The following is a 19,936-nucleotide window of genomic DNA, read 5'->3' on the forward strand; positions in this document are numbered from 1 at the left end:
TGGCGATCGTGCCATTTCCTTGCGCGTCGATCGACGGCAAGCTCGGTGCTATGAGCGAGAAGGACATCCCCAAGACCATGCGCGCCATCAGCCAGGATGTACTCGGCGGACCCGAGGTGCTGCGCGAGGTCGAACGCCCGGTGCCGCGGCCGGGACCGAGCGAGATCCTGGTCCGCGTGCACGCGACCGCCCTCAACCCCACCGACTGGGGTCATCGCCGCCGCCCCGGTCTGTTCCTGCCCGAACCGCCGTTCGTCCTGGGCTGGGATGTCTCGGGCGAGGTGGTGGCGGTCGGCATCGGCGTCACCCTCTTCCAGCCCGGTGACGAGGTCTTCGGCATGCTCCCCTACCCGCACGGACACGGCGCGGCCGCCGAGTACGTGACCGGCCCGACCCGCGCGTTCGCCCGGAAACCGGCCAACCTCAACCACATTCAAGCCGCGGCGATCCCGCTGGCAGCTCTCACCGCCTGGCAGTCGCTGGTCGATGCCGCCGATGTGCGACCGGGACAGCGGGTCCTGATCCACGCCGCCGCGGGCGGTGTCGGGCACTTCGCCGTGCAGATCGCGAAATCACTGGGCGCGTACGTCATCGGCACCGCGAGTTCGGCCAATCACGACTTCGTGCGCGGCCTGGGCGCGGATGAGGTCATCGACTACCACGCCGTCGACGTGCACGAAACGGTCCGCGATGTGGATGTCATCCTCGACCCGATCGACGCAGAACACGCGATCGAGTCCATGAAATCGCTGCGCCCCAACGGAATTCTGGTCTCGCTCCGCGCACTCGGAGCCGATTCCCTGGTGCGGGCGGGTGCCGACCGTGGCGTGCGCGCCGTGCTGATCCTGGTCGAGGCCGATCACGCCGGTATGACCGCGCTGGCCGAACTCGCCGAATCCGGCACGCTCCGGCCGACCATCGCGGGTGTGTTCCCGCTCGCCGATGCCGCCAAGGCGCACGCCCTCGGCGAAACCGGTCGCACCGTCGGAAAATTGGTGCTCACCGTCGAGTGAACCGCTCGCGGGCCGGGTGCGTAGTACCCATTCGTGGGCACCGCCCCGGCGACCTCCCGCAGCCGGACGACGCCTCCCCGAAACCCGATACGGGGAATGAGGTTGTGGGAGAAGCGCCCCCGTCACAGCATTCGCTGTCACGGGGGCGTTCGCCGTTTCGGGACCTGTTAGGCCGAGTCGAACAGGCCCGGATGTTGTTCGCGGGCACGGACTTCGATGGAACCGAAGACCAGATCCGGGGGCGGCACCAGGCCGAGGTGTTCCCAGGCCGCGGCGGTGGCGACGCGCCCGCGCGGGGTGCGCGCCACCAAACCGGCACGCACCAGGAAGGGTTCGCAGACCTCTTCGACGGTGGCGGCTTCCTCACCCACGGCGACCGCGAGCGTGGAGACGCCCACCGGTCCGCCGTTGAAGCTGCGGATCAGCGCGGTCAGGACGGCACGGTCGAGCCGGTCCAGGCCCAGCACGTCGACGTCGTAGACCGCCAGCGCGGCATGCGCGATCTCGCGGGTGACGATGCCGTCGGCCTTGACCTCGGCGTAGTCGCGCACGCGGCGCAGCAGACGGTTGGCGATACGGGGCGTGCCCCGGGAGCGACCGGCGATCTCGGTGGCGGCCTCCTCGTCGATCTGAACACCGAGAATGCGCGCCGAGCGCAACAGAATCCGTTGCAGCTCATCGGGTTCGTAGAAATCCATATGCCCGGTGAACCCGAAGCGGTCACGCAGCGGGCCGGTGAGCGCACCCGAGCGGGTGGTCGCGCCGACCAGGGTGAAGGGTGCGATATCGAGGGGGATGGAGGTCGCGCCCGGACCCTTGCCAACCACCACATCGACCCGGAAATCCTCCATGGCGAGGTAGAGCATTTCCTCGGCGGGCCGTGCCATGCGGTGGATCTCGTCGATGAACAGCACATCGCCCTCGACGAGATTGCTGAGCATGGCGGCCAGATCCCCGGCGCGCTCGAGCGCCGGACCGGAGGTCAGGCGCAGCGCGGTGCCGAGTTCACCGGCGATGATCATGGCCATACTGGTCTTGCCCAGTCCGGGCGGACCGGACAGCAGCACGTGATCGGGTGTCCCGCCGCGCTGTTTCGCACCGCGCAGCACCAGCGCCAACTGTTCGCGCACACGCGGCTGCCCGATGAAATCGTCCAGCGATTTCGGGCGCAGGCTGGCCTCGATCTCGCCATCGGAGGCGAGATAGGTGGGGATGACGGCGGATTCGTCGGCATCGGCCGCGAAGTCCGGGTTCGGGTCGAAACCCGATTCGGAAGCGAAGTCGGGCTCGCTGCTGAAGTCCGGTTCCGGGGCGAAGTCTGGTTCGTCGATCATCAGCGCCTACCGGTTCTTGCTCAGCAGCCCCAGCGCGGCCCGCAATGCCTGCGAGGTGCCCAGGTCCGGATCGTGCACCAGCACGGCCTCCACGGCGGGTTCGGCCTGTTTGACCGGGAAGCCGAGGCCGATGAGCGCCTCCACCACCTGTTCGCGCACCGGTGTGGCGATCGTGGCCGGACCCGATCCGGGCGGACCCGATTGCACCGGAACCAGATCCACCTTGTCGCGCAATTCCACCACCATGCGCTCGGCGCCGCGCTTGCCGATACCGGGCACGCGGGTCAGCGCGGCCACATTGCTCTCGGCCAGCGCCTTGCGCAGCGCTTCGGGTTCGAGCACCGCGAGCACCGCCATGGCGATCTTGGGACCGACCCCGGACACGGTCAGCAGCAACCCGAACAGTTCGCGGGATTCGGTGTCGGAGAACCCGAACAGGGTCATCGAATCCTCGCGCACGATCATGGTCGTGTAGAGCCGCGCGTCCGCACCGGCGCTGAGCGTGGCTAGCGTGGCGGGGGTGGCATTGAGCCGGTACCCGACTCCCGCGGCCTCCAGGACCACATGGTCGAGCCCGATCTCGAGCACCTCACCGCGTACCGACGCGATCACCCGGACACCGCCTTCCGTTGCTGGGCAAGCCTTTCCTCGTACATGCGCCGCTGCGCCGCCGCCATGGCCTCGGCCTTGGCCATGCGATCGATCATCGGCGCGCGCCAGCAGTGGCAGATGGCCAATGCCAGCGCGTCGGCGGCGTCCGCGGGTTTCGGCGCGACCGCCAGCCCGAGGATACGGGTCACCATGGCGGTCACTTGCGCCTTATCCGCCGAACCGTTCCCGGTGACCGCCGCCTTCACCTGACTCGGGGTGTGGAAGTGCACCGGAATGCCGCGCCGCGCCGCCGCCAGCGCGATCACCCCGCCCGCCTGCGCGGTCGCCATGGCGGTGCGCACATTGTGCTGGGAGAACACCCGTTCCACCGCCACCGCTTCCGGGAGATATTTGTCCATCCACTGCTCGGCGGCATCGGCGACGCCCATGAGCCGCTGTGCGAGATCCATATCGGGCGGGGTGCGCACCACGTCGACGGCCAGCGCGGTTACCGTGCGCCCGACCCCGCCTTCGACCATGCTGAGCCCGCACCGGGTGAGCCCGGGGTCGACGCCCATCACCCGCACGAAATCCCCTCTCACCGCAGACGAACAATTGTTCGAGAGTCTAACGGACCACGGGGGATTCCCCGCCCACCGACACGGATTTCGACGGGCATCGGGCCGAGTCCCTCAGGAGCACATCGGTTCCACGCCCAGCAGCGTCGGATCCTTGGCTCGCACAGCCCATTCCCGTGCGGGATCGGCCACCAATCGCCGCGTCGCCAAATCCATCAACCCGCTGACGTGCGTAATGGTCGCCGATAGTTCCCCATCGGCCCGGGTGAACCGATGCTCCACCCGATAGGTCTTACCTTCTCCCCACACCCATTCGCAGGTCACGTCAACGCAATCCCCCGCCCGCAACTCCCGGTGATACTTGATCACCGTCTCCAGATTCACCGGTCCCAGGCCGCCCCCGACCAACTCCTCCACCGAAATACCCGCCGCGCGAACGCATTCGAACCGCGCGTGATCCGCGTACTGCTGATACGCGGCACCTGTCACATGTAGTTGAGGATCGAGGTCCGAAAGCCTGACCTCGATTCGGATCCGAAACGCCTCATCGGTATTCGTCACCTCTCCAGCCTTGCAGAGGCCACCGACAAGAACCGCGCGGTTACTCCAGCCGACCCTGAAATGCCTGGTACGCATCGTCTCCGAAGAGTACGAACCGCACCTGCGCGACCGTCGTGACCGCACCGCGCACCGTCTCGATCGCGATCCGCGCCCCATCGTCCATGGGCCATCGGAAGATTCCGGTCGAGATGGCCGGAAAGGCCACCGATTCGGCCCCCAATTCGGCTGCCACCCGCAGTGATTCGCGATAGCAGGACGCCAGCAATTCCGACCGGTCCTCGGTATCGGACCACACCGGCCCCACGGTATGAATCACCCAGCGCGCGGGCAATCGCCCCGCCGTGGTGGCGACCGCCTGCCCGGTGCCCAGACCGCGTCCGTAGTGCGAGGCCCGCAGGGCTCGGCACGCCGCCAGAATTTCCGGACCGCCCTTGCGATGAATCGCGCCGTCCACTCCCCCGCCGCCGAGCAATGAGGAATTGGCCGCGTTCACCACGGCGTCCACGACCTGCTCGGTGATATCGCCTCGGACCGCGACCACTTCGACCATGCCGGTGATTCTTCCACCGCGCCCGTGCGACATTCGATCCGTTTTTCGTGGCGCGCCCGGGATTGGTCCGGGAACGACGAAGGCCGCCTTCCGAATTCGGGAGGCGGCCTTCGTTCGCGTGCTTCGACTCGAACCCGCGGCGTCGACTCAGTCGTCGAGTTCGGCGAGGACCTCGTCGGAGATGTCCACGTTGGTGTAGACGTTCTGGACGTCATCGCTGTCTTCGAGCGCGTCGACCAGTTTGAACACCTTGCGGGCGGTGTCGGCGTCCACCGAGACCGACATCGAGGGCTGGAAGCCCGAGTCGGCGGAGTCGTAGTCGTAACCGGCCTGCTGGAGAGCGGTACGAACAGCGATCATGTCACCGGGCTCGGAGATGATCTCGAAGGTGTCGCCGTTGTCATTGACCTCTTCGGCGCCCGCGTCGAGCACGGCCATGAGGACATCGTCCTCGGACAGGCCGTTCTTCTCCATGGTGACCAGGCCCTTGCGGTGGAACAGGTACGACACCGAACCCGGATCGGCCATATTGCCGCCATTGCGGGTCATGGCCACGCGCACCTCACCGGCCGCGCGATTGCGGTTATCGGTGAGGCATTCGATCAGCACCGCAACACCATTGGGGCCGTAGCCCTCGTACATGATGGTCTGCCAGTCGGCGCCGCCGGCCTCTTCACCACCGCCGCGCTTGCGGGCGCGCTCGATATTGTCATTGGGCACCGACGACTTCTTCGCCTTTTGAATGGCGTCGTACAGGGTCGGGTTGCCGTCCGGGTCACTACCACCGGTGCGGGCCGCCACCTCGATGTTCTTGATCAACTTGGCGAAGAGCTTGCCGCGCTTCGCGTCGATCCCGGCCTTCTTGTGCTTGGTGGTGGCCCATTTGGAGTGGCCGCTCATTCCCTACTTCCTCGGTTCAGGGGGCTGAGTAGTTTCACCAAAGCGACACTACGGGCCCACGGACGGACAGCGCCCCAGTCTACTGCGCGCGCCCGTGACGGCCGCGAGCACGTGAACTCGGGCCGGGTCAGACTCCGGCGCGCGGGCGCACCAGGGTTTCCACGAACAGTCGGTGAACGCGCAGATCTCCGGTCACCTCGGGGTGGAAGGACGTAGCCATGACATTGCCCTGCCGCACCGCGACGACGGTGCCCGCCGCCGGACCCGAGGGCACCCGCGCCAGCACCTCGACATCGGCGCCCGCGCGCTCCACCCACGGCGCGCGAATGAAGACCGCGCGCACCGGACCGTCATCGAGCCCGGCGAACTCCAGATCGGTTTCGAAAGAATCGACCTGACGTCCGAAAGCATTGCGGCGCACCGTCATATCGATGCCGTTCAGGGTGTGCATATCCGGTCGGGTATCGAGCACCTCACTCGCCAGCAGGATCATGCCCGCGCACGAACCGTAGGCGGGCATACCGTCGCGCAGGCGCTGCCGCAGCGGTTCGAGGAGTTCGAAGATGTCCAGCAGCTTGCTGATCGCGGTGGATTCGCCACCGGGAATCACCAGGCCGTCGACCGAGGCCAATTCCGATTCCCGGCGCACCGCCACCGGCTCGGCGCCGCACGCCGCCAGCGCGTGCATGTGCTCGCGCACGTCGCCCTGCAATGCCAGCACACCAATCCTCGGAGTCACGCCGTCGAGCATAGTGTTCGGCCCCGGACCACCCCGAAGCGGCATTTCGGGCAGCATCGCGTCGACGCCGGAGCAGAGCCGCGTCGACGCCGGAGCAGGGCCGCGCGGTGCATCCGGGCGACCCTCGAACGGCCGTATCAGTCGAGGTCGAACCGCGCGACGTTAGCGCCGGCCCACCGGGCGAAGGTGGTCGCCGGGCGGCCGGTGATATCGGCGACGCTGGTGATGGGCAGTCCGACCGGGTTCGGGTCGAACGAGCTCAGCGCGTTGTCGACATACCAGGTCGCGGTCTCGCCCATGGTCGGCGTCAATGCCGCGATGGCCTCCTCGCGGGAGGAGCGTTCGAAGGCGATATCGCGGCCGAGTGCCGCGCCGAGCTGTCGCGCGAGTTCGGCACGGGTGAGAATCTCCGGCCCGCCGAGCGAGTGCGCCCGGCCGTGATGATCATCGGAGAGCAGGGCGACCGCCGCCACCGCGGCGATATCGTCCATGGCGATGGGCGCGCTCGCCGCCTCCGGATGCGGTTCCCGGATGATGCCGACCTCGTGGATCTGCCGCGACCACATCAGCGTGTTCTCCATGAAATCGGCGGGCCACAGATGCGTCCACGCCATCCCGCTGTCCTCGACGGCCTTGCTGACGCTCCCCCACCAGCTTTCCGGTTCACCGGACAGGTCGACGATCTGGCGCACCCCGGCGGCGCGCGCCAGCGCCAGCACCTCGGTGACGGTATCGGGCACGGGCGCGAGGTAGATCCGTTCCACCCCCTCGAACGCGGCCGGCAGCGTCTCGGGTTTACCCAGGTGGCCCTGCGCCACCCGCACCCCATCGGGTAGCGCCGCCTTTCGCGGACTATTGGTGAGCGCCCGAACATCAGTGGCCCCCAATGCCAGTAGATGATCGACAACCTTGCGTCCGATATTCGCGGTGGCCCCGGTTACCAGGATTGTCATGCCGTCCCCTCCGTCGTGATCGCTGAACCATTAATCCTGCCAATGGAATTCGAATGACGCACATGGCTCCGGCTAGCATCGGGCACCGTGGCTGACATTGGGGTGCGGGCGCGACGACCGTCCATCGACGAGTCCGGGCGCAATGGTGAACGGCAAGGCGGACATCGTGATCGGATACGACTGATCGCGGTGATCTCCGGGCTGCTCGGTGCGTTGTTCGCGATAGCCGTGCCATTTCTTCCCGTGCGCATGGAGGCCGCGACGCTCGCATGGCCGCAGGCGCAAACACTGAACAGTGTTGCGGCACCGTTGGTCACCTATGCGCCCACGCGACTCTCCGCGCGAATTCCGAATGCGGCGCTGACAGCGCTCGCGGACCACGGCGGCACCGTCGTATCGACCATTCCGCGGCAGTCGGCGGATATGGAGAAGTACGGATTCGTGGTCAAGGTCGTTCCGGACGCGGCGGATCGGCCCGGCAGGGTCGATATCGTCTCGCGCGGCACCCTGCTCTGGTCGGTGGCGCTCGATTCGATTCGCGATCGCGATACCGCACTGGCCGTGGATATTTCGACGACGCGGGCGAGCGTATCGGTGACCGGTCTCGATGGTGCCGGCGCGGAGCTGTCGTCGGATCTCCGGCCACAGGTGGTCGGCGTCTTCACCGATCTGACCGGTGCCGCACCGAATGGGATGGCGGTGCGCGCCGATATCGATTCCCGATTCTCGACCTCGCCGACCCCGCTCAAACTGACCGCGATCGTGCTGTGCCTGCTCGCGACGCTGTGCTCGCTGGTGGCGCTGCATCGTCTGGATCGCGGGGACGGCCGGTCGACGCGACGGTTCCTGCCCGAGCGGTGGTGGCGGCTACGCCCAACGGACTGGGTCGTTTTCGCGGTATTGGGGATGTGGCATTTCATCGGCGCGAACACCTCCGATGACGGCTACATCCTCGGCATGGCACGGGATTCGCAGAATTCGGGCTATATGTCGAACTACTACCGGTGGTTCGGCGTGGACGAAGGCCCCTTCTACACCCCGTACACCGATGTGATCGCGTGGATGACGCATATCTCCGCGGTGAGTCCGTGGGTTCGGCTGCCCACCATGGCGACCGCCGTGATCACCTGGTGGGTGGTCAGTCGCGAGATCATTCCCCGGCTGGGCGTCGCAGCCCGCAATAATCGGATCGTCGCCTGGACCAGCGCGCTGGTATTCCTGGCGTTCTGGCTGCCGTATGACAATGGTCTGCGCGCCGAACCGTTCGTGGCGATGGGCGTGGTGCTGACCTGGGTTTCGATCGAGCGAGCCATTGCCACCCGGCGGCTGCTCCCCGCGGCCGCGGCCATCATCATCGCCGCGCTGACCCTGACCGCCGCGCCCTCCGGATTGATCTGCCTCGGGGCCCTGGCAGCCGGGGCGCGCACCGTCACCGCGGTGATCACCCAGCGCGCCAAGGTGATCGGCTATCTCGCACAGTTATTGCCGCTGCTGGCTTCGGGTCTCGTCGTGCTGACGGTGATTTTCGCCGATCGCACGCTGGCTGGTGTCCGCGAAATGGCGTACGTGCACGGGGAGATCAAACCCGGCGAGTCCTGGTTCTTCGAATTCCTGCGCTACCAATATCTCCTGCAGCTCAATGCCGATGGCTGGCTGACCCGGCGATTCGGCATGTTCATGATGCTGCTCGGGCTGGCCGTCTGCGTGGTGACAATGCTGCGGCGTGGCGGCCATATCCCGGGTATCGCGGTCGGGCCGTCGCGCCGGGTCATCGGCATCACCTTCGCCGCGATGGTGTTGATGATGTTCTCCCCCACCAAATGGACGCATCAGTTCGGCGTTTTCGCGGGACTGGCCACGTGCGTGGCGGCGCTCACGGCGGTGGCGGTGAGTGCGCGGGTGATGCGGCCGGTGCGCAATCGCGCACTGTTCGCGGCAGCGTTGTTCTTCGCGCTGGCACTGACTTTCGTCGGCGCGAACGGCTACTGGTATGTCTCCGCGTGGGGAATTCCCTGGTGGGATAAGCCGCCGACCATCGCCGGGAAGGGATTGTCCACCGCCGCAGCCGGTTTGGCGGTGCTCGCGCTGCTGGTGGCCGCATGGTTCCATATTCGACCGCAGACCCGGCTACGACCCGAATCGCTTCCCGGCCGCATCGCCCGCGTCCCGCTGCTCGCGGTCGCCGCGGCGCTGATGGTGCTCTTCCTGGTCGGTTCCTTCCTCAAAGCCGCTGTGGCTCAGTACCCCTCGTACTCGGTGGCGCAATCCAATGTGAGCGCGGCGTTTTCGCACGGCTGCGGTATGGCCGATGACGTGCTGGTGGAAACCGATCCGAACGCCTCGATGCTGCGCCCGCTGTCCGGTGACGCGGGTTCGGCGCTCGCGGGCATCGACTCGGCGGGCTTCGGCGCGAACGGGGTCGCACCGGTATTGACTTCCGATGAGGTCGAATCGACTACCGGACAGGCCAATTCGGTCTCCGATGATCAGGACAAACTCCGTGACGCCGCCAAATCAGCGGGTTCGGGCTCGGATACCTCGAGTGGTAGCGGGATCAACGGCAGCACCGTTCCGTTGCCGTTCGGGCTCGATCCGGCGAGCACGCCCGTGCTCGGCAGCTACCGCGATGGTGCGCAAACCCCGTCCTCGCTGACCACCGGCTGGTACCGGCTGCCGGACGCGGCCGATGGAAGTCGCGGGCAGATCATCGCCATCGCCGTGGCCGGGCGCATCCGCTCGATCGACGCCGACGGTATCGAGCATCCCGGGCAGCAGCTCGACATGGAGTACGGCAGAACACAATCCGATGGGTCGGTCGCGTCCATGGGACGCACGCTGCCGATCGATATCGGTCCCGCTCCGCTGTGGCGGAATCTGCGCGTTCCCCTCGACACCCTGCCGGGCGAGGCCGATGTGGTCCGGCTGGTGGCCGATGACAAGGACCTCGGTAAAGACCAGTGGCTCGCGGTGACACCGCCCCGGGTGCCCCGCACGACCACGCTGAACACCCTGGTCGGATCGCGGACGCCGGTGCTGCTGGACTGGGCGGTAGGACTGCATTTCCCGTGTCAGCGACTGGTTCCCACGCGTGTGGGCGTCGCCGGACTCCCCGAATATCGCATCCTGCCGGATCGCAATGGCGCGACCATCACCAATCTGTGGCAGGGACATGACGGCGGCGGTCCGCTGGGCTGGACGCAATTGCTGTACAGCTCGCGCGCGCTGCCGTCGTATCTGAACAACGATTGGGATCGCGATTGGGGTTCTATCGAACGTTTCATTCCACTCGATCCGACCACCGAGCCCGCCCGGATCTCGGTCGAATCGGTGCGGCGCTCGGGCTGGTGGACGCCCGGGCACATCATCACGTCGTACTGAGGAGCGGCGGCAACCTGTTGTACTGATCACCGCGGGCGTCAGGGTTTCGTTAGGACGAGTGTCCAGCTGTCGAATTCGGTGAACACTCCGCGATGTGACTGACGTGTTACCTCAGACTTTGCCCGGGCCGAACGGTGGAATGAGTGCGCCACCGCCCAAGCGCGGGTTGACCGTCTCCACCGGTTTGGCCGGACTTTCGCTCGATGCCATGGCATCGGTGTCCTACGGTCCGGAAGCGATCGTGCTGGTGCTGGCCGCGGCCGGTTCGGCCGGACTGGGGTTCACGCTCCCGGTGACGGCGGCGATCGTGGTGCTGCTGGCGGTGCTGATCGCCTCCTACCGGCAGGTGATCGCCGCGTTCCCCAATGGCGGCGGCGCGTACGCGGTGGCCAAGGAGCGGCTCGGACATCGCACGAGTCTGGTTGCGGCGGCGTCGCTGATCGTCGACTACATCCTGAATGTGGCGGTCTCCATCGCGGCGGGTGTCGCGGCGCTGACCTCCGCGTTCCCGGAGTTGCTGCCCTATACGGTGTGGATCTGCCTGGCGGTGCTGGTGGGCATCACGGTGCTGAATCTGTACGGCATTCGGGAGAGCGCGCGGGCATTCATGGCGCCGACCGTCGTGTTCGTGGCGGGTATTTTCGTGGTGATCATCGGCGGCCTACTGCGCGCCGAACCCGCGAGCGTCGCCACCGGGGCGGCCGTCGCGACCGATGCGCATGCCATTGGAATCCTGTTGCTGCTCAAGGCTTTCTCCAGCGGTTGCGCGGCGCTGACCGGTGTCGAGGCGATCGCCAACGCGGTGCCGAGTTTCGCCCAGCCCAAGGTCAAGCGGGCGCAACGGGCCGAGGTGGTGCTGGGTGCGCTGCTGGGTCTGATGCTGCTCGGCCTGGCGACGCTGATCCAGAAGTTCTCGATCCATCCGATCGAGGGCACCACCGTGCTGTCCCAGTTGACCGAGGCCGCGCTCGGGCACGGAATCGGTTACTACGTGGTGCAATTCGCCACGGTGATCCTGCTTGCCTTGGCCGCCAACACTTCCTACGGCGGGCTGCCGACGCTGACCAAATTGCTGGCCGATGACAATTGTCTGCCGCACCGGTTCGCGGTGAGTTCGCCGCGTCAGGTCTACCGCTTCGGCGTGCTGGTGCTGGGCGGCACCTCGGCGCTGCTGCTGCTGGCCTCCGACGGCAATATGAACGCGCTGGTGCCGTTGTTCGCCATCGGCGTCTTCGTGGGCTTCACCATCGCCCAGGTCGGCATGGTGCGGCACTGGCGGGCCACCCGCGCGCCGGGCTGGCAATGGCGCACGGCGCTCAATGGTTTCGGCGCGGTGCTCACTTTCGTCGCCGCCATCGTCACCACCACCATGAAGTTCGCCGAGGGCGCGTGGCTCATCGTGCTGGTGCTGCCGCTGCTGGTGATCGCCATGGAACGCATTCGCCGGACCTACCACCGCATCGACGGCTGCCGGGGAATCGGCGGCGTCCCGCAGACCCCGCGCCCCACCGAGACCGCCATCGTGGTCCCCGTCTCCGAGGTCTCCGAACTGAGCCGCGAAGCCCTCTCCGCCGCAATGTCATTGGGCCGCGACGTGTACGCCGTGCACGTCTGCCTCCCCGGCGAGAACATCACCGTCTTCACCAAGGAATGGGAAACCTGGCATCCCGATGTCCGCCTGGTACTCCTGGAAGACGGCGACTGCACGGTCGGCGGCCCGGTCGCGCACTACGTCCGCGACCATTTCCCCGGCCGCCGCAAGGTGGTCGTCATCGCCGAGGTGGAACCCCCGGCAGGCTGGAATCACGTCCTACCCAGCCACCGCAGCGATGAACTCGAACGCGTCCTGCGCAAACTCCCCGATACGGTCGTCTGCCACCTGCGCGTGCAGACCGCCTGATTCGGCTGTCGCTCAGTTCGTTCCGGGCGGGAAGGACGCGGCCTTCTTGTCCCGGAACGTACGGATGAGACCCTCCTGGACCACGACCGCGACCAGTTCGCCGCGCTGATTCCAGATGCGACCGGCCGTCAGGGCGCGGCCGAAGCCCGCCGACGGGGACTGCTGGTCGTAGAGCAGCCAGTCATCGGCCTGGAATGGGCGCAGGAACCACATGGCGTGGTCGAGGGAGGCGTTCTGGGTGGGCTCGTCGGGGTGCGGGACCTTGGAGGAGCCGAGCAGGGTCATATCGCTCATGTAGGCGAGGGTGCAGACGTGGAAGAGCGGGTCGTTGGGCAGCGGATGGCGGTAGCGGAACCACACCTGCTGCTGGGCGGCCAGGCCCTCGCGGCGGTCCACCTTCTCCTGCGGGACGGTGCGGATATCCCAGTGCTCCCATTCGCGCATGGCCCACAGTCGTTCGGGGCTCATGCTGACCGCCGCGTCGGGCAGATCGTCCGGGGCGGGCACCGTCGGCATCTCGTCCTGATGTTCGGGGCCCTCGTCACCGACGTGGAAGGAGGCCGACATGGTGAATATCGCCTCGCCGTTCTGCACGCCGGTCACCCGGCGGGTCACGAACGAGCGCCCGTCCCGAATGCGATCCACCAGGTACACGGTGGGCTCGAGCGGATTGCCCGGCCGCAGGAAGTACCCGTGCAGCGAATGCACCTGGAATCCCGGATCGACCGTGCGCACCGCCGAGACCAGCGCCTGCGCGGCGACCTGACCGCCGAACGTGCGGGGCAGCTGCGTCTCGGTCGACGCGCCGCGGAAGATGTCACGCTCGAGCCGCTCGATTTCGAGGGCCTCTTCGATCGTCGCCATGCACCGTTCCCTTCCGGATTGTCCGGCTCAGGCTAACAACCGGACACCGGTGGCAGCCGCGCGACCTGCCCGAACGCCGGAAATGTCGGTCCGGGAAATACTTACGAATCGTTTACGGGCAGTGGTGGCAGCATGAGCACTGATGGGGATGCGCCCCACCGGGTTTCGCGTTTTTCAGGGGGGCCAGTGCTGGCATTCGCCGGGGCCGATGCGGCCTTGGTCCGGTTCGTTGCGCGGGCGCGATCATGACCACGGTGACGCGATCCTGCGGGCAACCGGGCTGCTCGGGTTCGATCGCGGACGGATACTGCGATTCGTGCGGACTCGCGCCGCTGCCCGAGACATCGGCGGGCATCTCGTCCGGTCCATTGAGCGCCGAATCCGGGCGGTCGGCGGTGGGAACGGCCCGATCGCGGTCCGGACACCGGAGTCGGCGCGGGTCGAGTCGATCCTCCTCGCGCTCGACTCGCACCGCCGGTTCGAGTCGGGGACGGCTCGGCGCGGGGCTGGTATCGATTCCCGAAGTGCCATACCGGGATCCCGCCACCGCGGTATTGGCCGATCCGCGGGTGCCGGAGCGAGATCGGTTCTGTAGCAACTGTTCCCAACCCGTCGGCCGCGGCCGGGAGGGCGCGCCGGGACGCGCCGACGGGTTCTGCGGACGCTGCGGGACCGGCTATTCGTTCACACCAAAGCTCGCGCCCGGCGACCTGGTCGCCGGGCAATACGAAGTGCTCGGCTGTCTCGCGCACGGCGGACTCGGCTGGGTCTATCTGGCGCGCGATCACAATGTGAGCGAGCGCTGGGTGGTGCTCAAGGGCCTGCTGGACAGCGGTGACGCCGATGCCATGGCGGCCGCCGCGGCCGAACAGCGATTCCTGGCCGGGGTCGAGCACCCGAATATCGTGAAGATCTTCAATTTCGTGCGGCATCCCGATCCCCGGACCGGCGCGCCCGTGGGGTACATCGTGATGGAGTACATCGGCGGCGCCTCGCTCAAAGAGCTGCGATCGGCGCGGGACGAGTCGAATGCGCTGCGCCCCTTGCCATTGCCGCGGGCACTGGCCTACATGCTGGAGATCCTGCCCGCACTCGGATATCTGCATTCGATGGGCCTGCTGTACTGCGACTTCAAGCCGGACAATGTGATTCAGACCGAAGAACAGCTCAAGCTGATCGATCTGGGCGCGGTGCGGCGGATGGACGATCAGGACAGCGCGGGCTACAAGACCGACGGCTACTGCGCGCCCGAACTGGAAGCCGATGGGGCGTCGGTGGAATCGGACCTGTTCACGGTGGCACGCACGCTGGCGGTGCTGAGTTTCAACTTCGACTATCGCGGCGTGCACCGGTACACCCTGCCCTCGGCAGCGGAAGTGCCACTGTTGGAACAGTTCCCGTCCTTCCACCGGCTGCTGGACCGCGCCACCGCCGCCGATCCGGCCGAACGCTTCGCCACCGCCGCCGAAATGGGCGAACAATTGACCGGTGTGCTGCGCGAGGTCGTGGCGGCACAGGACGCACTGCCGCATCCCGCGATCTCGACCGTATTCAGCGGTGAGCGAAGCGCTTTCGGCATCGATCCGGCGACCTGGCCCACCGTCCCCGAGATGGCCGTCATCGCGGCGGCCCTGCCGATCCCGCTGGTCGATCCGGCCGATCCGGCGGCGGGGCTGCTCGCCACCACCACGGTCGCCGATCCGCGACTGCTGTTGCGGGCACTCGAATCCGTGGTGTCGGCCTCCCCCGAGGTCATCCTCGCCCGGGTTCGCGCCCGCATCGAGATCGGCCATTTCGACTACGCGGCAGCGGATCTGGCGACGCTGGAGAACTCCGAACGGGCGGATTGGCGGATCACCTGGTACCGGGGTCTGGCGGCGCTCGCCGCCGGGGAATCGGCCACCGCCCGCGAACTCTTCGATACCGTCTACTACCTTCTCCCGGGCGAGCGCTCCGCCCAGTTGGCGTTCGCGGCCGCCACCGAATGCGCGGGCGATACCCGCACCGCCGCAAGACTTTACGAGCAGGTCTGGCGCACCGATCGCGCCTATCCGAGCGCCGCGTTCGGCCTGGCCCGCACCCGGGCGCAGGACGGGGATATCGACGGTGCGATAGCCGCCGCCGAATCGGTTCCCGCCAGCTCCAGCCACCACCTCGCCGCCCAGCTCGCGGCGCTGCGCATCCAGATCGCGGGCGGTCTCGAGCGGCACGACGCGGGCTATCTGATCGCGGCCGGACGGCGACTCGATGCCCTGGACCTGGACCCGCAAGCGAAGGCGCGCAACGGTATCGCCGTGCTGGACGCGGCACTCACGCTCACGACCGGGCCGGCGCGACCGCCCGCGACCACCCGGGTGCTCGAGTGCCGCTGTGAGGAAGCCGCGCTGCGGCGCGCCCTCGAAGGACAGTATCGCGAACTCGCGCGGCTGGCACCGGATCGGATCACCCGCCGCGATCTGGTCAACCGGGCCAATGCGATTCGGCCCGTGAGCTGGGTGTGAGAGGCGAGATTCGATGACAACCACGACCCGGGTCAGCCCGATCCGCAGCACGATCGACCGCACCCGCGCGCGACTCCCCGATCGGGACGACATTCCCAGTTGGATCCGGTATCTCACCATTCCGGCGGCACTGCTCACCGTGCTCATGTCCGCGTTCCTGGCCACGAACGCGGACGCCACGCGCGGAGATATCGAGGTGATCGGCCACCGCACCGCGCCGACGGTCACCGCCACCGAGGACCTCTACTTCGCCCTGGCCGATATGGACGCACAGCTGGCGAATATCCTGCTGGCCGGTAATGATTCGGCGCTGGCCGCCGTCCGGTCGGCGGCGCTGAACGGCTATGGGCAACGCCGCGTGCAGGTCGATGCCGACCTACAGCAGGCCATGACCATCGCCACCGGAGCCGATGCCGCCTCGGAGATTCGGGAGCTGCTCGATCGCTTCGGGCAGTACGTCGCATCGGCGGCGAATACCGTTCAGCTGTCGAATCTGGACCCCGGTCCGGCGGGCCGACCGTCCGCCCGCACCCTCGCCGCCTACCGCGAGGCCACCGCGCTGGTGCCCGACCTGCTCACCCGGGCACAGCAATTGGCCGACGCCAACGGCGCGGTGCTCGAAAGCTCCTATCGGGCAGCCGAAACCACGACGGTCGGCGCCAGGGTCCGCATCAGCCTGCTCGGTGCGCTCGCGCTCGCGGCCCTGATCGGTGTGCAAGTCCTGCTCCGGGTGCGCATGCGCCGCCGCCTCAATCCCGCGCTGGCCGCCGCGACCGTCCTGGCCGCCGCACTACTCACCGGTGGTTTCGCCGCAAACGCCACGGCCGCACAACAACTCACCATCGCCGAACATGACGCCTTCGATTCCCTGCTCGCCCTGCGTCAGGCGCGCGCGGTCGGCTACAGCGCCAATGCCGATGAGAGTCGCTATCTGCTCGACCCCGAACACGCGGCCGACCATCAGCAGGCGTACTTCGACGCGTCCCAGCGGCTGACGGACATTCCGGCGCACGGCGTCGACGACTACGCCGCCACGCTCGATAACGCGGTGGCCGCGTATCGGCGCACCGGCGAGATATGGATGAACCCCGGCTCGTTCTTCGGAAAGGAATTGCGCAACATCACCTTTCCCGGTGAGGGCCCCGCGGCCGCCGGCGCACTGAGTGCCTACCTGGCGTATCAGCACGACGATCACGATATCCGCGCACTGGCCCGCACGGATCCGCGCGCGGCCATCACCCTGTGCACGGGTCGGTCCAACGCGGATTTCACCACCTATGACACGGCGCTGGTCGCCACCATCGATATCAATCAGCGGGCCTTCGACACGTCGATCGACAGGGCCGAATCCGCACTCGCGGGCTGGAATACCTGGCTGCCGCTCGGTGGCGCGGCAGCCATCGTCGTGCTGATCGGGCTGGGTGTTCGCCCCCGGCTGGCCGAGTATCGATGACCCGCGCGAATCCCGGCTCCCCCGAATCCAGCATGATGGACAGGTGCCCGAGTTCACCGCCATCACCCCGGATGCCCTGGCCCGGCTGGTCGCGGACCGGGCGAGCGAGCTGACCGGCTTCGCCGTACTCGCGGTGGACGGTGCGGATGCGGCCGATCCGGTGTCCTTCGCGACCGCGGTCGCCGAACTGCTGCGGGCCGCCGGGCGTCCCGCCGAGGTGGTGGCGCTGCACGATTTCGTACGACCGGCCTCGGTGCGGCTGGAATTCGATCGGGAGGACGAATACACCTATCGCACCGGATGGTTCGATTACGCGGCATTGAATCGCGAAGTGCTCAAACCACTTCGGGCCAACGGACGGTGGCTGCCCGCACTGTGGAACGAGCGCACCGATCGCTCGGCTCGCGCGCGGATTCGCACCGCGCTGCCCGGCACGATCCTGATGATCGCCGGTCCGATGCTGCTCGGGCGCGGCCTCGACTTCGACTACACGGTGGGTCTGCGCATGTCCGAGGCCGCGCTGCACCGGCGCACCGCCGCCGAATCGCAGTTCACCATCCCCGCTTTGCTCGAGCAGCAGCAATTGGAGGAACCGAGTCTGCGGGTGGCCTGGGATCATCGCGACCGGCCCGCGATCAGCCGGAGTTGACGCGGATCAGCGCCGCCACCGGGGATGGTGGCGGGCCCCGGCGAACAGGCGTATCCAGGCACTATGAAACTGGGACAACATCCCCAGCGCACACCCTTCTACGGCGTGCTGATGTTGCTCACCGTCATGATCACCGGACTGTGGGTGCGCGACCTGCCGTGGCTCGGTGTGCGCATCGTCGCGTGGATAGCCCTGTTCGTCATCGCGATCGCGGGCTTCCTGATGACCTTCCGCGACTACTCCTGATCTCGATAGCCTGAACGCGGCGATTCATCGAGGGGAGGGAGTGCGATATGTCCGACGACGAACCCGCGACCACGGTCGTGGCGCTCAGCTACGCACCGGTGGGCGGCACCCGGCCCGCCGATCCCGTGTGGCCCGATACCCCGGCCGGATACCGGCGCTATGAGCACACCGTCGGCATCGGCCACGGCGAAGCCGATTGGCGCGCAGCCTGCGAGGCGGTGCTGAACTGGGAGGTGAAGCGCCGCAGCGGATTCCGGGTCGAATGCGGCTCCGGTCCGGATATCCGCGCCACCGCGGGCAACGACTACCGGATCACCGCGGCCTTCGGCCCCATCGAGATTCATGAACCCGCCCGCGTGGTCGCGGTGGTGGACACCCTCACCCGCTGCGGCTTCGCCTACGGCACCCTGCCCGGCCACCCGGTCTCGGGCGAGGAGGCGTTCATCGTGCACCGCTCCCCCAATGGCGCGGTATCGCTGACCCTGCGCTCGCTGACCCGACCCGCCGCGACACCGCCGTGGCGATTCCTGTTCCCCCTGCTCCTGGTGGCCCAGCGCCGTTATCGCCGCCGCTACCTGCGCGCCCTCGCCCCGAGGTACTGAGCGTATCGGTGCGGGTTCCAGCGGGAGCGCCATCCGACGCGGCCACCGCCGCCGGAGCGAATCCCACTGGCACCGAACCATTTCGGTGACCATGATGGCGGGGGTGACTTCGTTCAGTCTGGCCGAGCCGCCTCTGTTCACCCGGCTGCGGGACGCTTCCAGCGTGCTGATCGCCGGTGCGGGCGGCGGATTCGACATCTACGGCGGTCTGCCGCTCGCGGTGGCGCTGACGGGCCTCGGTAAGCGAGTACACCTGGCGAACCTGTCTTTCAGCGATCTCCGCCAGACCCCGCTCGAGGACTGGCTGCTCCCCGGCGTCGCCGCCATCACCCCGGAGACCCCGGGCAATGACGACTACTTCCCCGAGCGCACCCTCGCACGCTGGCTGGCGAGCACCGGCCGCGAACCCCTCGTGTACGCGTTCCCGAAATCCGGTGTGCGCCCGCTGCGCGCGGCCTACGCCGAACTCATCGCACATCTGGGCGTGGACGCCCTGGTACTGGTCGACGGCGGCACCGATATCCTGCTGCGCGGCGACGAGGCCGGACTCGGCACCCCGCAGGAGGATATGACCAGCCTCGCCGCGGTCGCATCGTTCGACAACCTCACCCGACTGGTGGTCTCGGTCGGTTTCGGCATCGACGCCTACCACGGCGTCTGCCACGCACACGTCCTGGAGAACCTCGCCGCCCTGCAACGGCAGAACGCGTTCCTGGGCGCCCTCTCCATCCCACCCGACAGTCCCGAGGGCGCGGCCTATTTCGCCGCCGTCGTCCACGCCCTGCGCGAAACCCCGCTACGACCGACGGTGGTGCATTCACAGATCGCGAGCGCACTGCGCGGCGAATTCGGCGACGTACACGCCACCGACCGCACCGCGGGCTCCGAACTATTCGTAAACCCGCTCATGGCAATGTATTTGACCGTCGACCTGCCCGCGCTGGCCGATACGGTCGAATACCTGCCCCTGTTGGAGCCGACCGAGCACGCCTACCAGGTCGCGATGCTCATCGAAGCCCATCTCACGTCTCGGCCCGCACCCCGTCCCGCCGGCGTCATACCGCATTGAGCACGGACGTGGCCTGCGGTTATCGGATAACACCTGATCGCCCCGGCCCGATCTC

The 19,936-nt window shown here is 67.5% G+C and carries 18 protein-coding genes; 9 read left to right on the forward strand and 9 right to left on the reverse strand.

Annotation, left to right across the window (positions count from 1 at the left end):
• Positions 1-50 precede the first annotated feature (50 nt).
• Positions 51-1,013, forward strand: a complete 963-nt coding sequence (locus ACFVUS_RS08770; RefSeq protein WP_387762762.1) for an NADP-dependent oxidoreductase — start codon at positions 51-53, stop codon at positions 1,011-1,013.
• 167 nt (positions 1,014-1,180) lie between these two features.
• Here the strand turns inward: ACFVUS_RS08770 and ruvB are convergent, their stop codons facing one another.
• The 8 genes from ruvB to ACFVUS_RS08810 all read right to left on the reverse strand — a co-directional run bounded on the left by ruvB (position 1,181) and on the right by ACFVUS_RS08810 (position 7,219).
• Complete coding sequence (gene ruvB / locus ACFVUS_RS08775; protein ID WP_387762764.1) at positions 1,181-2,347, reverse strand: Holliday junction branch migration DNA helicase RuvB; 1,167 nt, start codon at positions 2,345-2,347, stop codon at positions 1,181-1,183.
• Between the two features lie 6 nt (positions 2,348-2,353).
• Positions 2,354-2,959 (reverse strand): Holliday junction branch migration protein RuvA, encoded by a 606-nt coding sequence (ruvA, locus tag ACFVUS_RS08780; protein WP_387762766.1) that lies wholly within the window; start codon positions 2,957-2,959, stop codon positions 2,354-2,356.
• The gene (ruvC, locus tag ACFVUS_RS08785) at positions 2,956-3,525 is read right to left on the reverse strand and encodes a crossover junction endodeoxyribonuclease RuvC (RefSeq protein ID WP_375953598.1); all 570 of its coding nucleotides are present in this window, start codon (positions 3,523-3,525) and stop codon (positions 2,956-2,958) included. Before ruvC ends, ruvA begins: the two co-directional genes overlap by 4 nt.
• Positions 3,526-3,630: 105 nt before the next feature.
• Positions 3,631-4,077 (reverse strand): acyl-CoA thioesterase, encoded by a 447-nt coding sequence (locus tag ACFVUS_RS08790; protein ID WP_387762768.1) that lies wholly within the window; start codon positions 4,075-4,077, stop codon positions 3,631-3,633.
• Positions 4,078-4,117: 40 nt separating this feature from the next.
• Positions 4,118-4,627, reverse strand: a complete 510-nt coding sequence (locus ACFVUS_RS08795; RefSeq protein WP_387762770.1) for an O-acetyl-ADP-ribose deacetylase — start codon at positions 4,625-4,627, stop codon at positions 4,118-4,120.
• Positions 4,628-4,774: 147 nt separating this feature from the next.
• On the reverse strand, positions 4,775-5,527 hold the full coding sequence (locus ACFVUS_RS08800) for a YebC/PmpR family DNA-binding transcriptional regulator (RefSeq protein WP_387762772.1): 753 nt from the start codon (positions 5,525-5,527) through the stop codon (positions 4,775-4,777).
• A 127-nt stretch (positions 5,528-5,654) separates the two neighbouring features.
• Complete coding sequence (gene pdxT, locus ACFVUS_RS08805) at positions 5,655-6,278, reverse strand: pyridoxal 5'-phosphate synthase glutaminase subunit PdxT (RefSeq protein WP_387765456.1); 624 nt, start codon at positions 6,276-6,278, stop codon at positions 5,655-5,657.
• A 125-nt stretch (positions 6,279-6,403) separates the two neighbouring features.
• Positions 6,404-7,219: an NAD(P)H-binding protein gene (locus tag ACFVUS_RS08810; RefSeq protein ID WP_387762774.1), complete on the reverse strand. Its 816-nt coding sequence runs from the start codon at positions 7,217-7,219 to the stop codon at positions 6,404-6,406.
• 87 nt (positions 7,220-7,306) lie between these two features.
• Here ACFVUS_RS08810 and ACFVUS_RS08815 point away from each other — a divergent pair, with 87 nt between their 5' ends.
• Together ACFVUS_RS08815 and ACFVUS_RS08820 are read left to right on the forward strand one after the other, a co-directional pair.
• Positions 7,307-10,597, forward strand: a complete 3,291-nt coding sequence (locus tag ACFVUS_RS08815) for an arabinosyltransferase domain-containing protein (RefSeq protein ID WP_387762776.1) — start codon at positions 7,307-7,309, stop codon at positions 10,595-10,597.
• A 139-nt stretch (positions 10,598-10,736) separates the two neighbouring features.
• Positions 10,737-12,497, forward strand: a complete 1,761-nt coding sequence (locus ACFVUS_RS08820) for an APC family permease (protein ID WP_387762778.1) — start codon at positions 10,737-10,739, stop codon at positions 12,495-12,497.
• A gap of 12 nt (positions 12,498-12,509) precedes the next feature.
• On the opposite strand, the gene ACFVUS_RS08825 is transcribed toward ACFVUS_RS08820, so the two are convergent.
• Complete coding sequence (locus ACFVUS_RS08825; RefSeq protein WP_387762780.1) at positions 12,510-13,361, reverse strand: acyl-CoA thioesterase; 852 nt, start codon at positions 13,359-13,361, stop codon at positions 12,510-12,512.
• A 245-nt stretch (positions 13,362-13,606) separates the two neighbouring features.
• Here ACFVUS_RS08825 and ACFVUS_RS08830 point away from each other — a divergent pair, with 245 nt between their 5' ends.
• From ACFVUS_RS08830 to ACFVUS_RS08855, 6 genes are all read left to right on the forward strand, one after another.
• Positions 13,607-15,862, forward strand: a complete 2,256-nt coding sequence (locus tag ACFVUS_RS08830; RefSeq protein ID WP_387762783.1) for a tetratricopeptide repeat protein — start codon at positions 13,607-13,609, stop codon at positions 15,860-15,862.
• A gap of 13 nt (positions 15,863-15,875) precedes the next feature.
• Positions 15,876-17,315, forward strand: coding sequence for a hypothetical protein (locus ACFVUS_RS08835; RefSeq protein WP_387762785.1), 1,440 nt, complete (start codon positions 15,876-15,878; stop codon positions 17,313-17,315).
• A gap of 43 nt (positions 17,316-17,358) precedes the next feature.
• Positions 17,359-17,964: a hypothetical protein gene (locus ACFVUS_RS08840; protein WP_387762788.1), complete on the forward strand. Its 606-nt coding sequence runs from the start codon at positions 17,359-17,361 to the stop codon at positions 17,962-17,964.
• A 63-nt stretch (positions 17,965-18,027) separates the two neighbouring features.
• Entirely contained in the window at positions 18,028-18,210 is a 183-nt protein-coding gene (locus tag ACFVUS_RS08845) for a hypothetical protein (RefSeq protein ID WP_387762790.1), read from the forward strand.
• A gap of 47 nt (positions 18,211-18,257) precedes the next feature.
• Positions 18,258-18,812 (forward strand): DUF1990 family protein, encoded by a 555-nt coding sequence (locus tag ACFVUS_RS08850; protein ID WP_387762792.1) that lies wholly within the window; start codon positions 18,258-18,260, stop codon positions 18,810-18,812.
• Positions 18,813-18,915: 103 nt separating this feature from the next.
• Positions 18,916-19,881, forward strand: coding sequence for a DUF1152 domain-containing protein (locus ACFVUS_RS08855; protein ID WP_387762794.1), 966 nt, complete (start codon positions 18,916-18,918; stop codon positions 19,879-19,881).
• The last annotated feature ends 55 nt before the right edge of the window (positions 19,882-19,936 follow it).

The organism is Nocardia sp. NPDC058058 (genome assembly GCF_042885355.1).
In the GTDB taxonomy this organism is placed as follows: Bacteria; Actinomycetota; Actinomycetes; order Mycobacteriales; family Mycobacteriaceae; genus Nocardia.

What these genes read in the sequence shown, in the direction of transcription:
- ACFVUS_RS08830 (WP_387762783.1), top strand. Translation starts at nt 13,607, where the DNA reads ATGACCACGGTGACGCGATCCTGCGGGCAACCGGGCTGCTCGGGTTCG.
- ACFVUS_RS08795 (WP_387762770.1), bottom strand. Translation starts at nt 4,627, where the DNA reads ATGGTCGAAGTGGTCGCGGTCCGAGGCGATATCACCGAGCAGGTCGTG.
- ACFVUS_RS08825 (WP_387762780.1), bottom strand. Translation starts at nt 13,361, where the DNA reads ATGGCGACGATCGAAGAGGCCCTCGAAATCGAGCGGCTCGAGCGTGAC.
- pdxT (WP_387765456.1), bottom strand. Translation starts at nt 6,278, where the DNA reads ATGCTCGACGGCGTGACTCCGAGGATTGGTGTGCTGGCATTGCAGGGC.
- ACFVUS_RS08835 (WP_387762785.1), top strand. Translation starts at nt 15,876, where the DNA reads ATGACAACCACGACCCGGGTCAGCCCGATCCGCAGCACGATCGACCGC.
- ACFVUS_RS08770 (WP_387762762.1), top strand. Translation starts at nt 51, where the DNA reads ATGAGCGAGAAGGACATCCCCAAGACCATGCGCGCCATCAGCCAGGAT.
- ACFVUS_RS08820 (WP_387762778.1), top strand. Translation starts at nt 10,737, where the DNA reads ATGAGTGCGCCACCGCCCAAGCGCGGGTTGACCGTCTCCACCGGTTTG.
- ACFVUS_RS08810 (WP_387762774.1), bottom strand. Translation starts at nt 7,219, where the DNA reads ATGACAATCCTGGTAACCGGGGCCACCGCGAATATCGGACGCAAGGTT.
- ACFVUS_RS08845 (WP_387762790.1), top strand. Translation starts at nt 18,028, where the DNA reads ATGAAACTGGGACAACATCCCCAGCGCACACCCTTCTACGGCGTGCTG.
- ACFVUS_RS08850 (WP_387762792.1), top strand. Translation starts at nt 18,258, where the DNA reads ATGTCCGACGACGAACCCGCGACCACGGTCGTGGCGCTCAGCTACGCA.
- ACFVUS_RS08800 (WP_387762772.1), bottom strand. Translation starts at nt 5,527, where the DNA reads ATGAGCGGCCACTCCAAATGGGCCACCACCAAGCACAAGAAGGCCGGG.
- ruvB (WP_387762764.1), bottom strand. Translation starts at nt 2,347, where the DNA reads ATGATCGACGAACCAGACTTCGCCCCGGAACCGGACTTCAGCAGCGAG.